Annotated in this window: 13 protein-coding genes and 1 riboswitch; of the genes, 11 read left to right on the top strand and 2 right to left on the bottom strand. The window is 71.0% G+C overall.

Annotated features, from left to right (window positions below):
* Window positions 1-19: 19 nt before the first annotated feature.
* Window positions 20-511 (bottom strand): Asp23/Gls24 family envelope stress response protein, encoded by a 492-nt coding sequence (locus ACZ6ZD_RS25305; RefSeq protein WP_465676208.1) that lies wholly within the window; start codon window positions 509-511, stop codon window positions 20-22.
* Window positions 512-715: 204 nt separating this feature from the next.
* Here ACZ6ZD_RS25305 and ACZ6ZD_RS25300 point away from each other — a divergent pair, with 204 nt between their 5' ends.
* The 11 genes from ACZ6ZD_RS25300 (at window position 716) to ACZ6ZD_RS25250 (ending at window position 14,252) form a co-directional block, all read left to right on the top strand.
* Window positions 716-1,270, top strand: a complete 555-nt coding sequence (locus tag ACZ6ZD_RS25300) for an RNA polymerase sigma factor (RefSeq protein WP_465676206.1) — start codon at window positions 716-718, stop codon at window positions 1,268-1,270.
* Window positions 1,261-1,827, top strand: a complete 567-nt coding sequence (locus ACZ6ZD_RS25295) for a hypothetical protein (RefSeq protein WP_465676204.1) — start codon at window positions 1,261-1,263, stop codon at window positions 1,825-1,827. Before ACZ6ZD_RS25300 ends, ACZ6ZD_RS25295 begins: the two co-directional genes overlap by 10 nt.
* Complete coding sequence (locus ACZ6ZD_RS25290) at window positions 1,824-2,186, top strand: Asp23/Gls24 family envelope stress response protein (protein ID WP_465676202.1); 363 nt, start codon at window positions 1,824-1,826, stop codon at window positions 2,184-2,186. The genes ACZ6ZD_RS25295 and ACZ6ZD_RS25290 overlap by 4 nt, the downstream gene beginning before the upstream one ends.
* Before the next feature lie 268 nt (window positions 2,187-2,454).
* Window positions 2,455-3,999, top strand: a complete 1,545-nt coding sequence (locus ACZ6ZD_RS25285; protein WP_465676200.1) for an aldehyde dehydrogenase family protein — start codon at window positions 2,455-2,457, stop codon at window positions 3,997-3,999.
* Window positions 3,996-5,315 (top strand): aminotransferase class III-fold pyridoxal phosphate-dependent enzyme, encoded by a 1,320-nt coding sequence (locus ACZ6ZD_RS25280; RefSeq protein WP_465676198.1) that lies wholly within the window; start codon window positions 3,996-3,998, stop codon window positions 5,313-5,315. Before ACZ6ZD_RS25285 ends, ACZ6ZD_RS25280 begins: the two co-directional genes overlap by 4 nt.
* Window positions 5,316-5,319: 4 nt before the next feature.
* Entirely contained in the window at window positions 5,320-6,687 is a 1,368-nt protein-coding gene (locus ACZ6ZD_RS25275) for an aminotransferase family protein (protein WP_465676196.1), read from the top strand.
* A 14-nt stretch (window positions 6,688-6,701) separates the two neighbouring features.
* A riboswitch (cobalamin riboswitch) is annotated at window positions 6,702-6,853 on the top strand.
* Between the two features lie 110 nt (window positions 6,854-6,963).
* Window positions 6,964-9,528 (top strand): prenyltransferase/squalene oxidase repeat-containing protein, encoded by a 2,565-nt coding sequence (locus tag ACZ6ZD_RS25270; RefSeq protein WP_465676194.1) that lies wholly within the window; start codon window positions 6,964-6,966, stop codon window positions 9,526-9,528.
* On the top strand, window positions 9,525-10,661 hold the full coding sequence (locus ACZ6ZD_RS25265; RefSeq protein WP_465676192.1) for a hypothetical protein: 1,137 nt from the start codon (window positions 9,525-9,527) through the stop codon (window positions 10,659-10,661). Before ACZ6ZD_RS25270 ends, ACZ6ZD_RS25265 begins: the two co-directional genes overlap by 4 nt.
* Window positions 10,658-11,755, top strand: coding sequence for a CbiQ family ECF transporter T component (locus ACZ6ZD_RS25260; RefSeq protein ID WP_465676190.1), 1,098 nt, complete (start codon window positions 10,658-10,660; stop codon window positions 11,753-11,755). Before ACZ6ZD_RS25265 ends, ACZ6ZD_RS25260 begins: the two co-directional genes overlap by 4 nt.
* Window positions 11,752-13,368: an ABC transporter ATP-binding protein gene (locus ACZ6ZD_RS25255; protein ID WP_465676188.1), complete on the top strand. Its 1,617-nt coding sequence runs from the start codon at window positions 11,752-11,754 to the stop codon at window positions 13,366-13,368. The genes ACZ6ZD_RS25260 and ACZ6ZD_RS25255 overlap by 4 nt, the downstream gene beginning before the upstream one ends.
* A complete protein-coding gene (locus tag ACZ6ZD_RS25250; protein ID WP_465676186.1) occupies window positions 13,365-14,252 on the top strand; it encodes an ECF transporter S component in 888 nt (295 codons plus the stop codon). The genes ACZ6ZD_RS25255 and ACZ6ZD_RS25250 overlap by 4 nt, the downstream gene beginning before the upstream one ends.
* Here the strand turns inward: ACZ6ZD_RS25250 and ACZ6ZD_RS25245 are convergent.
* A complete protein-coding gene (locus ACZ6ZD_RS25245; protein ID WP_465676184.1) occupies window positions 14,249-14,758 on the bottom strand; it encodes a hypothetical protein in 510 nt (169 codons plus the stop codon). The two genes, ACZ6ZD_RS25250 and ACZ6ZD_RS25245, sit on opposite strands and share 4 nt — an antisense overlap.
* Window positions 14,759-14,777: the final 19 nt, after the last annotated feature.

The following is a 14,777-nucleotide window of genomic DNA, read 5'->3' as shown; positions in this document are numbered from 1 at the left end:
TGAAGTGGGGAAGACAGAACTACTGGACGCGGCGTTCGGCCGGCTCCGCGGCCTCGTCGTCCGCGTCGTCGTCGGAGTCGGTGTGGACGTCGGTGACCGCGATGTTCACCTCGGTCACCTCGAGCCCGGTCATCCGCTCGACGGCGGCGATCACGTTGGCCCGGATCGCGGCGGCCAGGTCGGCGATCCCGACGCCGTACTCGGCGACCAGCTCGATGTCGACCGCGGCCTGCTTCTCGCCGACCTCGACCGACACGCCCTGGGACAGGTTCGTCTTGGAGCCCGGGATCCGGTCCCGCAGCAGGCCGACCGCACGGGCCGCGCCGCCGCCGAGCGCGTGCACGCCGGGGATCTCCCGGGTCGCGATGCCGGCGATCTTGGAGACCACGACATCCGCGATCGTCGTCTTGCCGCCGGCCGCCGGACCGGTGCCGTCGGCAACGAGAGCGCTCTCCGGCACGCTCTGCGGCGCGCTCTTGGCCTTCGCGATGGACTGAGGTGTCGCGTTCATCAGATGCCTTTCTCGTCAGCGGTCCCGGCTCGGCGGCCGGGTGATGCACCGGTTGGACACCGGCGGCGACCGAATCGTCACGGTGAATCTCGGGTCCGAACAGCGTGACATGGCTCACGAAAGAAGTCCGGGACGCTACCGTGACGATTACGTGGCAACTGTCGTCTTCCCAGGAAGCAGCGGCCGCGACCGGACGGAGGTGGAGTGAGCACAGGGCTGACCGAGCTCGACGAGGCGACGCTGGTCGCCCGGGCCCGCGATCGCGACCCGGCGGCGTTCGAATTGCTCGTCCGCCGCTACCAGCGCCGGATCTACACGCTCTGCCTGCGGATGCTGAACGGCGCCACGGGAGACGCCGAGGACGTCGCCCAGGACACGTTCGTGACCGCCTGGCGGCGGCTGCCCGAGCTCCAGCACGACGCCGCCTTCAGCAGCTGGCTGTACCGGACGGCGACCAACCGCTGCCTGACCCTGTTACAACGCCGCAAACCGACGACCGACCTCGACGAGGACGAGCTCGCGCCCACGACCGACGACGATCCGGCCCGCGCCGCCGGGAACAGCGCCGCCATGCGCGCGCTCTCCGAGGCGCTGCGCCGGTTGCCCGCCCAGCAGCGCGCCTGCTGGTTGCTGCGCGAAGTCCACGGCCGCTCCTACCAGGAGATCGCCGATCTGGTCGGGACGACGCCGACCGCGGTCCGGGGCCGAATCGCCCGGGCCCGCGCCGAGCTCGCGGAGGTGATGGAACCATGGAGATGAACCCGCCCGCCGACGACACGACCACCGGCCTGCACCCGCTGCCGTGCGGACGCACGGTCGAGGACGTCTGGGACGACCTCGAGTCCGATGCCCCGAGCAACCACCTGCAGACCTGCCCGCACTGCCGGACGGCCCAGGCCGGTCTCGAGCAGCTGGCCGCGGCGACAAGTCTGCTGATCGACGACCCGGTCGACGTCCCGAGCGGCCTGCTCGACCGGATCATGACCGCCGTCCGCGCCGACCTGAGCCTCGGCCGGACGATCCCGCTGCCGACCGGCCCGGTCGCCGACGTCGAGGTGTCCGTGCACGCGCTGGCCGCCGTCCTGCGGTACGCCGTCGACGGCGCCACCGGCGTCCGCGCCCGGCAGTGCCGGATCGAACCGGCCGGGGAGCACGCCGTCCGGGTCTGGATGTCGGTCGCGCTCCAGTACGGCGCCGGCCAGGTCGACGCGCTCGACGAAGCCCGCCAGCGGGTCGTGCTGGCGCTCCGCGGCCAGATCGGCCTCGAGCTCGAGGCGCTCGACTTCGAGGTCGTCGACGTCTGGACCCAGCCGTGAGCTCGGACGCCGTCGCCCAGATCAGCGCTGCCGACGCGGCCGCCCGCGCGGCGCGCTCGGTGGCGGGCGTCGTCCGGCTCCAGCCCGGTCTGAAAGGTTTGATGAAGCAGTTCGCCGCCCAGGCCTGGACGCGGACGACCGGCCGCGACGTCCCGGACATCGCCGGCGTCGACCTCACGCTCACCGAGCTCCAGGTCGACGCCGAGGTCCGCGTCGTGGTGACGATCGACCATCACGCCGCCGACGTCGGCCGGGAGGTCCACGAGGCGGTGGTCGCGGCGCTGGAGAGCGCGACCGGGCGACCCGCCGCGGTGCGGATCCGCATTGTCGGCTTCGAGCTCGAACCCCGCTACACCTGACCCGCCGTGACGTACATCGCATCGGCCGCGCACCGGTCGGGATGGTAGAAAGGCTGCGTCAACGTCCGCGGTCCGCGGATGCCCGTGAGCGGAGAGGAGCGAGGCCCATGCGTCCTCCGGGCTCCCTCAAGCCGCTCACGATTCTTCCCCCCGGGTAGGTTCCGCACCCGACGCCACCGGCCGCACGGCCAGGTGGCCTTTGGCATGCCCTTTTCTGCACGGCTGCCGCAACTCTCCGACCCGTCGCCATGTCGTGGAAGGGACATCGATGACGAAATTTCGCGTCACCTACGCAACCCTCAGTGCGGACAACGAAGATCTGCACACCGCGTACGAGCAAGGCCTCGCCACCGCGCAGGACTGGCTCGGCGCCGACCTGACCGGCTTCGTCGCCGGTAAGCCGCTCGGCGGTCAGGAGACGTTCCGGATCACCAGCCCCGGCGATCCCGAGCTGACGCTGTGCAGCGTGCACAGCGCGACTTCGGCGGACATCGACGCGGCGGTCGCGTCCGCGAAGGACGCCGTCCGCGAGTGGTCCGGGCGGCCCTGGCAGGAGCGCGTCGACATCCTGATGCGCGCCGCGGACCTGATCAGTGAGCGCTCCAACGAGCTGGCCGCGCTGATGTCGCTGGAGGTCGGTAAGAACCGGCTCGAAGCACTCGGCGACGTCGAGGAATCGGCCGACCTGATCCGGTACTACTGCCAACAGTTCACCGCCAACGACGGTTTCGTCCGGCCGATGGAGCAGCTCTCCGACGCCGAGCAGACGACGAGCGTCCTGCGTCCATACGGCGTTTGGGGCGTGATCAGCCCGTTCAACTTCCCGATGGCGCTGGCGGCCGGGCCGGCCGGTGGCGCGCTGGTCGCCGGGAACACCGTTGTGCTCAAGCCGAGCCCGCAGGGGACGTTCACCGCGGTCAAGCTCTACGAGTGCCTGCGCGACGCGGGTCTGCCCGCCGATGTCCTGCATCTGCTGCCCGGCGGTGACGAGGTCGGGCGCCTGCTCGTCGCGCACCCAGGCGTGGACGGGCTGACCTTCACCGGCTCGTACCAGGTCGGGATGGAGATCTACCGCAGCTTCCCGACCCCGTACCCGAAGCCGGTCGTCTGCGAGATGGGCGGCAAGAACCCTGCGATCGTCTCCGCGAAGGCCGATCTGGCGACGGCGGTCGCCGGGATCGCGCGATCCGCGTTCGGCTTCACCGGTCAGAAGTGCTCCGCTTGTTCGCGCGTGTACGTCGAGCGCTCGGTGTACGACGAGTTCCTGGCCGGGCTCGCGGCCCGCGCCGACGAGCTGGTGACCGGTGATCCGACCCGGCGCGACGTGTTCGTCGGCCCGGTCATCGACGCGGCCGCGGTCGCCCGGTACACCGCCGCCGTCGCCCATGCCGCCGAGGTCGGCCGGGTTGTTGCTGGCGGCAACGTCATTGACGGCAACTACGTGCAGCCGACGGTGGTGACGGGGCTGCCCGCGGGCGACCGGTTGCTGACCGATGAGCTGTTCGTTCCGTTCGTCGCGGTGCAGCCGGTGGACTCGCTCGACGAGGCGATCGAGCTGGCGAACGCGACCGAGCTCGGCCTGACGGCCGGCTTCTTCTCGGCCGACGACGCCGAGGTCGACGACTTCCTGAACCGGATCGAGGCGGGTGTCGTCTACGTCAACCGCGCGGCCGGTGCGACCACCGGCGCCTGGCCCGGCGTCCAGCCCTTCGGCGGCTGGAAGGGTTCCGGCAGCTCCGGCAAGGCCGGTGGCGGCCTGTACTACGTCCAGCAGTTCCTTCGCGAGCAGTCCCGAACGGTGGTGGCCCGATGACCCAGACGATCCCGACGACCCCGGCCGAGCGGTCCGTCCCCGAGTGGCTGCGGGAGCGGCCGGTGCCGGACCTTCGGACCGCGATCCCCGGCCCGCTGTCGAGCGCCGTCGTGGAGCGCGATCTCGCGATCACGAGCCGGTCGCTGCCGCGCGCGTACCCGCTGGCTCCGCGGCGCGGTCACGGCTGCGTGATCGAGGATGCCGACGGCAACCTCTTCCTCGACTTCAACGCCGGGATCGCGGTGAACTCGACGGGGCACTGTCACCCGACGGTCGTCGCCGCGGTGCAGGAGCAGGCCGCCGAGCTGCTGCACTACTCGGCGAGTGACTTCTTCCTGCCGATCTACAGCCAGATGTGCGCGGCCCTGGCCGAGACCGCGCCGATGAGCGGCCCGGTGCGGGTCTTCTTGTCGAACTCCGGCGCCGAGGCGGTCGAGGGTGCGCTGAAGCTGGCTCGCTATGCGACCAAGCGCCCGTACGTGATCAGCTTCTACGGCGCGTTCCACGGCCGGACGATGGGCGCGGTGACGCTGACGGCATCGAAGTCCAAGTACCACAAGGGATTCGGGCCGCTGCTGCCCGGCGTCCTGCACGCGCCGTACGGCGACGACAGCACGTTCGAGCACCTGGAGAACACGCTCTTCCGGTACGAGGTCGCGCCGGACGAGGTGGCGGCGATCTTCGTCGAGCCGATTCAGGGTGAGGGCGGGTACCTGGTCCCGCCGGCCGGCTGGATGGCGCGGTTGCGCGAGCTGTGCGACCAGCACGGGATCCTGCTGATCGCCGACGAGGTCCAGTCCGGGGCCGGGCGGACCGGCAAGATGTGGGCGATCGAGCACACCGGCGTCGAGCCGGACATCCTGATCAGCGCGAAGGGGCTCGCGTCCGGGCTGCCGCTGGGCGCGTTCATGGCGCGGGCCGAGCTGATGGAGAGCTGGCCGGCCGGCGCGCACGGTTCGACGTACGGCGGGTCGCCGGTCGCGTGCGCGGCCGGGCTGGCGACGCTCGAGGTGATCCGGTCCGAGGGGCTGATGGCGAACGCGATCCAGGTCGGGCAGCTGCTGCTCGAGGGACTGACGAAGATCCAGGCCGAGCACCCGGACAAGATCGTCGACGTCCGCGGGGTCGGGCTGATGATCGGCGTCGAGTTCGCCACGGCGGACCAGGCGGCGGCGGTGCAGAGCCGCGCGTTCGAGAGCGGGCTGCTGGTGCTGGAGTGCGGAGAGAGCGCTATCCGGCTTTCTCCGCCGCTCGTGGTCACCGCCGAGGAAGCTCAGAGAGCGCTCTCGCTGTTCGCGGCCGCGGTCGCCGGCTAGTCGAGTGACCGGCGCCGTCTTCTCCCGGGCCGCCGGCCGCGACCTCCCGGTCGTGGCCGGCGGCAACGGGGCGGAACTGTTCGACACCACCGGGCGCCGCTACCTGGACGGCGCCGGTGGCGCGATCGTGGTCGGCGTCGGGCACGGCTCGGCGGAGGTCGCCGACGCGATCGCCGCGCAGGCCCGCCAGGTCGCCTACGCGCACGGGACGGCGTTCACCTCGGCGAGCCTGATCGAGTACGCCGAAGCGCTCGGCCCGCTGCTGCCGGTCGACGACCCGTACATCTACCCGGTCTCGGGCGGCAGCGAGGCCGTGGAGACCGCTCTCAAGCTCGCTCGCGCGTATCACCTGGCGCGCGGCGAGGACCGTTCCGTGGTGATCGGGCGGACCGGGGCGTACCACGGCAATACTCGCGGCGCGCTGGACGTCTCCGGGCGGGCCGGGCTGCGCGCGCCGTACCAGCCGTGGTTGGGGTCGGCGGTGCACACGACGTCGCCGTACGAGTACCGCTGCCCGTTCCCGGAGTCGCATCCGGTGGGCTGCGGGGTGCGGCATGCGGAGGCGCTGGAGCGGATGATCGTCGCGCAGGGGCCGGCGAACGTGGCCGCGTTCATCGCGGAGCCGATCGCGGGGGCGGCGCTCGGGGCCTGCGTGCCGCCGGACGATTACTGGCCGGCGATCACGGCGGTTTGCCGGAAGTACGGCGTCCTGGTGATCGCGGACGAGGTGATGACCGGGTTCGGGCGGACCGGGCGGTGGTTCGGGTGCGATCACTGGGGAGTGCGTCCGGATCTGCTGGTCGCGGCGAAGGGCGCGGCGTCGGGGTATTGGCCGTTGGGGTTGACGGTGTGCAGCGGTGCGGTGCACGACGCGGTGCAGGCCGGTGGGTTCGTGCATGGCTACACCTATTCGCATCACGTGGTCGGTGCTGCGGCCGGTCTCGCCGTACTCCGGATCTTGCAGCGGGAGCGGCTTGTGGAGGCTTCGGACGAGCGCGGGGCTCAGCTTGCCGCCGAGCTGCGTGCGGAGCTCGGCGGGCATCCGGCGGTCGGCGATATTCGCGGACGAGGGCTACTCCAGGCGATCGAGCTGGTCGCGCCGCCGGGTGCGGAGCGGAACGACGGACCGAGAACGGGTGCGAAAGCGCTCTCTGGCGATCTGACGCCGTTCTCACGGAGTGCGCGCGTCGCCGAACGGGTGGTCGCCGCGGCCAAGGACCTGGGGGTGCTGCTCTACCACTCGACAGGATGTGCCGACGGGACGAACGGCGACCTGCTCGTCCTCGGGCCACCGCTCGTCATCACGCCCGGTCAGGTCAGCGAACTGGCTCGCGCCTGCGCCGCCGCCGTCCATCAGGTCCTGGATGACTGAGATTCAAGGTAAGATTTCTTCAACTTTCCGGTGGCCGCCGGAAAGCGTGACTTGTCACGACCCGACGTGTGGGGGGAAGCCGGTCGAAACCCGGCGCTGACCCGCAACCGTAGGCGGAGCGCGAGCTCCGCGAGCCGGAATGCCTCACCGCCGGGCCTGCGAACTCCACCACCCGTCGTGGTCTACGGGCGGAGTCCGGGCGGCACCCGGTTGTATCCCAACCGGCCTGCCGGCCCCTGGGCGACGCGCGCGACCACCCGCCCGAATCCAGGTCCCATGCGCACCCGCCCAGCCCGGTACTTCGTTCAACGCGTCGGTGCCCTCGTCGCAGCCGCGCTCCTGCTGACTCCGACACTGGCAACCACCGCCAACGCCTCCGAACGCTCCGAGGCAGCGGCGTCCACGCAGGCAGCCTCGGCTGCGGCTTGGTTGGGTGGGCAGCTGGTCGATGGGGCCATCCCCGGGTTCTCGGGGCCGGACTGGGGGCTGACGATCGACACGCAGTGGGCGTTGATCGCGGCGGAGGCGGATCCGAAGGTCATTGCTCAGGTGGTGGGGGCGGTGGCTGCACATGTGCCGGACTACGCAGGCCCGAGCTGGTACCCGAACGAGGATGCCCGGATCGCCGGTGCGACGGCGAAGGTGTTGCTGGCGGCGGTGACCGCGGGGAAGGACTACCGCAACTTCGGCGGCCGCAACATGCGCCGCGAGACGCTCGACCTGATCGCGGGAGCGGACGCCGGTGTCGAGGAGGGCCGGATCCGCGACAAGGAGACCGGCAACGACGACTCGAACATCTTCAGCCAGTCGCTCGCGGTGATGGGCCTGGCGCGCGCGGGCGGCGTCCCGCAGAACGCGGTCGACTACCTGATCCGCCAGCAGTGCTCGGCGGGCTTCTTCCGGATGTTCTACAACGACCTGAAGTCGTGTGACGAGGGCGGCGGCGCGCCGGACGGCGACGGGACGGCGATGGCCGTGCAGGCGCTGATGACCGCGCAGAACTTCGGCATGGGCGGCGTCGACGACGAGATCCGCAAGGGGCTCGAGTGGCTCAAGTCGGTGCAGAAGGAGGACGGCTCGTTCGGCGGCGGCGTCTCCACCGAAGGGTCGAACTCCAACAGCACCGGCCTGATCGCGCAGACCCTCGCCGCCGGCAGCGAGTACGAGGCGTACCGCAAGGCCGAGGGCTGGATGATCCGCCATCAGCTGACCACGGAGAACGCGGGCAACACGCCTGCCGCCCCGCACGTCGGCGCGATCGCGTACAACTCCGAGTCGCTCGGCCAGGCGTTGCGCGACGGCATCGACATCGGGATCGACCAATGGCGGCGCGCCACTCCGCAGGCGATCTTCGCGTTCGCCCCGGTCCCGTTCGCCGACCTCGCCTGGACGGACCCGAACCCGCCGTCCCCCACCCCGACGCCGACCGTCACGATCACCGCGACGGCGACCGTGACGACCCCGGGCCCGACCGTCACGAAACCCGGCCCCACGATCACCAAACCGGGCCCGACGGTCACCAAGCCCGGCCCGACCGTCACCAAGACCAACACGCTGCGCCCGCCGCCGCTGCCCCGGCAGACCGTGACGCAGCGGCGGATCGTCGTCACGCAGGTCACCGCGCCGCCGCTCCCCCGCGCCACGACCACCGTCACCAACAACATCCCTGGCCCGTCGTCCACGACGACCGTCTCGGTCACGCCGCCGCCGACCACCGTGAGCGCGACGCCGCCACCGCCGTCCATCGGTCAGGCCAAGTCGGCTGATGCCACGGTCAGCTACCTGCAGAGCAAGCTGATCGGCGGGAACCACATCGAGGTCGACCGCAACGGCTCTCGGTACGTCGACTACGACGCGACAGTGAGCCTCGGCCTCGCGCTGCGGCAGTCCGAGAAGCTGACCGGCACCGTCGGCGCGATTTCGGCGCTGATGGCGCAGCCGGACGCGATCGCGGCCTACGCGTACGGCGTCCCGTACGACCAGCCCGACGCCCGGTACGCCGGGCCGCTCGCGAAACTCGTCCTGCTACTCGCTCTCGGCACGAAAGATGCTGCCGGCAACGAGTTGGCCAATCAGCTGGCCGCCCGGATCCAGGGTGACGGGCGGATCACCGATCTGACCAAATCCGGTGACCAGTCGAATCTCACCAGCCAGGCGTACGGCGTCCTCGCGCTCCTTGCCGCCGGCAAACAAGACGAAGCCAAGCGGGCGATGGAGGCGCTGCTGCGGCAGCAGTGCGGCGATGGGTCGTTCCCGGCGCAGTTCGGGCCGGCCGAGCAGAAGTGTCAGACCGGCGACATCGCGAGCACCGCGATCGCCGTCCAGGCGCTCAACGCGGTGCGGCCCGGGTCTACCGAGGCCCTGGCGCCGGTGGGCAGCCTCCGCGCCGCGCTCAAGGCGCTGACCGACCGTCAGGACGGCGATGGGGTGTGGAAGGGCGGCTGGCAGCAGAACGGCCAGCCGGATGTCCCGGCCACGGCTGCCGCCGTCGTCGCGCTGCAGTCCGCGGGCCTCGACACGTCGTCCGCCTCGACCCGGTTGCTCGGCTCGATCACGCCGGACGGCGGGCTGCCGATCAGCCCGGTCGCCGGAGCGAGCGACGTCCCGGCAAGTATCGCGGCGATCCCGGCCATGTTCGGAGGCTCGCTGGTCACCGCCGACACCACGGTGCTGGCTCGCGCCACGACCGCGCCGTTCGATACCGACGTCAAGCCACAGGCGGCCATCACCACCGGCGACGACATCCCCTGGGCCCTCTTCGCCATCCTCGCCCTTGCCCTGGTCGCCCTCGGCGCCCTGGCCGGCTGGCTCATCACCCGGCCCCGAGGCGTCGCCCGATGAACCGGCTCGTCCGCGTTGCGGCGGTTGTGCTCGGGGTGGGGCTGGTGGGGGCGCCGCTGACGGCGAGTGCGGTGGATCCTTCGCGGGGGACGCCGGGGTTCTGCCCGTCCGAGGAGGGGGTGACGGTAGTCATCGACTTCGGCGGGTTGGGCGGCAACGCGATCGTCAGGTGTGCGCCGGGGCCGGTCGGGCCGGGGTTCACGGGACACTCGGCGCTGGTGGACGCGGGGATCGAGTTGCAGGGGACGCGGCGGTGGGGTGAGGCGTTCATCTGCCGGCTCGAGAACCGGCCGGGGCCGAACGAGGTGATCCCGATCAAGGGGCGGGAGAAGTACAAGGAGCCGTGTATCGACACGCCGCCGGCGGCCGGGTACTGGTCGTACTGGTGGGCGGCCAACGGCGGGCAGTGGCAGTACTCGCAGTGGGGTGTGAAGAACCGGAACGCCATCCGCGGCGGGTTCGAAGGCTGGTCGTTCTCGCTGAACGCGACCGCCGAGACCAACCCCAAGCCGCGCATCAACCCGCGCCGCCCGAACAGCGCGCCGCAACCGACCAACACGATCCCCACCCAGCGGCCGAGCGGCAACAATCCCAACGAGCAGCAACAGCCCGGCAACCCGAACGACCCCGGCGACCAGGGACCACTCCCCGGCGACACCATCACCACCATCGGCGGCAACCGGCCCAGCACCGGTGGTCCGAGCGGTCAACCGACCCAGCCCGGCGGCCAATCCAGCGGCGGTCCCATCCAGAACACGAGTCCCGGACAGCCAGGCCTGCCGCCCGAGAACCAGCAACCCGGCCAAAGCAACCCGCTTCCCGGCCAGTCGGCCAGCCTCCCACCCGGTCTCCCCCGCGACGGTCTGCTCCCCGGTACCGGCGCGCCGCGCCCTGGCGACACCTGCCCCACGAACCCCGGGGCCACCAGCATGCCGGCCTCCGGCGGTTCCTGCGGAACCACGCCGGGCGGGGGAAACGGCGATATCGCCTGGTCCGGCGGTGAGGTGAGTGCTGACAGCAACCAGGTACCGAAGGGGGTGCCGGTTTCGACTGTGCTGACTGGGTTCGCGGTGCTGATGCTCCTGGGTGGTGCGGTGATTACGGCGCAGTATCGGCGGGCGCGGCGCTCGTGACGGCGTACTGGTTGCCGCGGAACCTGCATCCGGCGGCGTGGTGGTTGTGGGCGCTCGGGCTGGCGACGGCCGCGAGCCGGACGACGAACCCGATGCTGCTGGCGCTGATCTTGTCGGTGGTGATCTTCGTGGTGATCAACCGGCGATCGGATGCGCCCTGGGCGGTCGCGTTCCGGCTGTACCTGTCGCTCGGCGCGTTCATCGTCGTGATGCGCGTCGTCTACCGGATCATCTTCGGCGGTGGCGAAGGTGAGCAGATCCTGTTCACGCTGCCCGAGATCCCGTTACCCGCTTGGGCGGCCGGCATCCGGCTGTTCGGCCAGGTGACCGTGGAGTCGCTGCTCGGCGGCGCGTACGACGGGCTCCGCCTCGCGACGATGCTGATCTGCGTCGGCGCGGCCAACGCGCTCGCGAACCCGAAGCGGCTGCTCAAGTCGGTCCCGTCCGCGCTCTACGAGGCCGGCTCGGCGGTCGTCGTCGCGGTCTCGGTCTTCCCGCAGCTCGCCGAGAGCGTCGTCCGGGTCGGGCGCGCGCGCCGGCTCCGCGGCAGCACCGAGCGCGGGATCCGGGCCTTCCGCGCGGTCGCGATCCCCGTCCTCGAGGACGCGCTCGACCGCTCGCTCCGCCTCGCCGCGGCGATGGACAGCCGCGGCTACGGCCGCTCCGGCGCGCTGACCGGCGGCGCGCGTGCGCTCACCGGCGCCCTGCTCGTGACCGGCCTGATCGGCATCTGCGTCGGCGTGTACGGCGTCCTCGACGGGACGACGCCGCGCTACCTGGCCGGCCCGATGCTCGCCATCGGCGTCGCGATCGCCGGGGTGGGAATGTACTCCGCCGGACGCCGCGTGCACCGGACCATGTATCGCCCCGACCACTGGCGACTCGCCGAGCTCGTAGCCGCCGGCTGCGGGATCGCGGCCGCGATCGCCCTGTTCCGCAGCAGTTCGGTCGACCCCGCGAACCTCAACCCTTCGCTGCGGCCGCTGACCTGGCCCGAAGTCGGCCTGCTCCCCGCGATCGGCGTCCTGATCGCCCTGCTACCTGCCTGGCTGGTCCCTCCGGCCGCGAACGACCTCGAGGAGGCCGGCCGGTGATCCGGTTCGACAACGTCAGCATCACGTATCCCGGTGGGGACGCGCCCGTCCTCGACCGGGTGGACCTGACCATCAGCGAAGGTGAGCTGTGTCTGCTCACCGGCCGCACCGGCACCGGGAAGTCGACGATGCTCGGCGCCGTCAACGGCCTCGTCCCGCACTTCACCGGTGGGCATCTGGACGGCGAGGTCACGGTCGACGGGATCGCCACCAGCAGCCGGCCGCCGCGTGAGTTCGCTCATCTGGTCGGCGTGGTCGGGCAGGACCCGCTGGCCGGGTTCGTCACCGACACCGTCGAGGAAGAGCTTGCCTACGGCATGGAACAGCTCGCCGTCCCGCCGGCGACGATGCGCAAACGCGTCGAGGAGACCCTTGATCTGCTGGGGATCGCCGAGCTGCGCCGTCGTCCGCTGCGGACGTTGTCCGGCGGGCAGCAGCAGCGCGTCGCGATCGGCTCGGTGCTGACGAGCCATCCGCGGGTGCTGGTGCTCGACGAACCGACGTCCGCGCTCGACCCGACCGCGGCCGAGGACGTACTCGCCGCGATCACCCGGCTCGTCCACGACCTCGGCGTGACCGTCCTGATGGCCGAGCATCGGATGGAGCGCGTCGTCCAGTACGCCGACCGCCTGATTCACCTGCCCGGCGACGGAACGGCCCAGGCGGGTGACCCGGCCGAGATCCTGCGGACGTCGTCCATCGCGCCGCCGATCGTGGAACTCGGTCGGCTCGCCGGTTGGTCGCCGCTGCCGCTGTCCGTGCGCGACGCCCGACGGGTCGCGGGGCCGCTCCGGGAACAGCTCGACGGGCGTACGCCGTCGTCCGAGGCGGTGGCTGCCGGCGATCGGTTGCTGAGCGCGCGCAAGGTCGTCGTCCGGTACGGCGAGGTGGTGGCGGTTCGCGGCGTCGATCTCGAGCTGCGTCGCGGCGAGGTCACCGCGATGATGGGGCGCAACGGCTCGGGGAAGTCCTCGTTGTTGTGGGGCCTGCACGGCGCCGGACCGCGGCAAGGCGGAACGGTGGATGTCGATGGCAACGATCCGAAACGGTTGTCGCGGAGCGAGTCCCGCAAGCTGGTCGGGTTGGTGCCGCAGACGCCGAGTGACCTGCTCTATCGCGAGTCGGTCGCCGACGAATGCGCCGGCGCCGATCGCGAGTCGGGCGCTGCTCCCGGAACCTGCCGCGACCTGCTCGATCGCATCGTCCCCGGCCTGCCCGATGACCGGCATCCCCGTGATCTCTCCGAAGGGCAGCGGCTCTCGCTCGCCCTCGCCGTCCAGCTCACGGCCGCACCCCGCATCGTGCTGCTCGACGAACCGACTCGCGGTCTCGACTACGCGGCCAAATCCCGTCTCCGCGCGATCGTCCGGACCCTGGCCGCGGAGGGTCGCACCATCGTCGTCGCCACACATGACGTCGAGTTCGTCGCCGCTACCGCCGACCGCGTCGTCGTCATGGCCGAAGGCGAGATAGTTGCCGACGGCACCACTACCGAGGTGGTCAGCGCCTCGCCGGCGTTCGCTCCGCAGGTGGCCAAGATTCTTGCTCCTTCACCCTGGCTGACCGTCGACGCCGTCCGCGAGGCCTTGAACCCGGCCGGGGCGATCCGATGAGCGGCAAGACAGCAGAGCGGCGGACTGTCGTTGATCCGGGGGCCGTTCGGGTGGGAGCCCGGTCGGCGATCGTGCTCACGCTCGCGACGGTGGCCGGGTTGATGATGTTCATCTGGCCGTTGCTCGTGCAGGTCGAGCCTTCGCCGTCCCAGCACGGGACCGACGCGCCGTTCATCTTCATCGTGATTCTGCCGGTACTGGTGATGGTGGTGATCGCGGAGCTGTCCGAGGGCGGGATGGACTCGAAGACACTCGCGATCCTCGGCGTCCTGTCGGCGGTGAACGCGGCGCTCAGACCGACGCTCGGTGCGGGAACGGCCGGGATCGAGTCGGTGTTCTTCCTGCTGGTGCTGGCCGGTCGGGTGTTCGGGCCGGGGTTCGGGTTCCTGCTGGGGTGTACGTCGCTGTTCGCATCGGCTCTGCTGACCGCCGGGGTCGGGCCGTGGCTACCGTTCCAGATGATCTGCTCGGCGTGGATCGGGCTGGGTGCGGGCCTGCTGCCGCGCCGGATCCGCGGCAAGGGCGAGATCGCGATGCTGGTTGCCTACGGCATCTTCGTCGCGTACGCCTTCGGCTTCTTGATGAACCTGTGGTTCTGGCCGTTCATCACCAACGCCGAGGTGCCGTACCACGACGGCGGGATCAGTTACGTTCCTGGCGCTCCGGTCCTCGACAACCTGCACCGGTTCGCGATCTTCACCCTGCTCACCTCGACCGGCGGCTGGGACACCGGTCGCGCGATCACCAACACGGTCGCGATCCTGCTCCTCGGCCCGGCCGTGCTCGCCGTACTGCGGCGGACAGCGCACCGCGCGTCGTTCGGTATCAAGGGGACCTTCGGCAAGCCGGCTCCCGCACGGGAGCCGGCTCACCGCCGAGACTAAGGCCGGACGGGCGCGACCCGCGGCGGCGGGTTGGTCGTCGGCCCCGCGTTCTGCGAGAACGACCACCCCTCGAAGCTCCCCAACGGAGGCTTCCGCGCGGTGGCGCCGGACTGGCTGTAAGTCCAGGATCCGCCGTTCGGCGCGTGCCAGTACGACCAGTACGCACTGGCCGGCGGCGTGTTCTTACACGGCTCAGCGGCCGGCGTCGGCTGCCCGTTGATCCGGCAGATGAACGCCTTACCCCACCGATCCGTACCGGTCACCACGAAACCAGCGTTCTCCAGCGCGGCCAACCCGGTCGCCTGATCCCCAGGCGCACAACGAATCTCCGTCGCGAACCCCAGCCCCTGGTAGTCGACCACCACCGTCACGCCATTCGCGTTCGGGCAGTACCCCGCCGTCCCCAGTCGCTGCGGCGCCGCACTCGCGGACGTCGTCACGGTCGGCGCCACCAACGCAGTCGCGACGACCGCGAGCGCCGCGGCCAGCAAACGTGCTCTCTTCATCGAACCCCCCTTGTTTTAC

The organism is Kribbella sp. NPDC104218, assembly GCF_055584105.1.
Note: the sequence above shows the minus strand (reverse complement) of the source record. Positions and strands in the feature narration are given on the sequence as shown.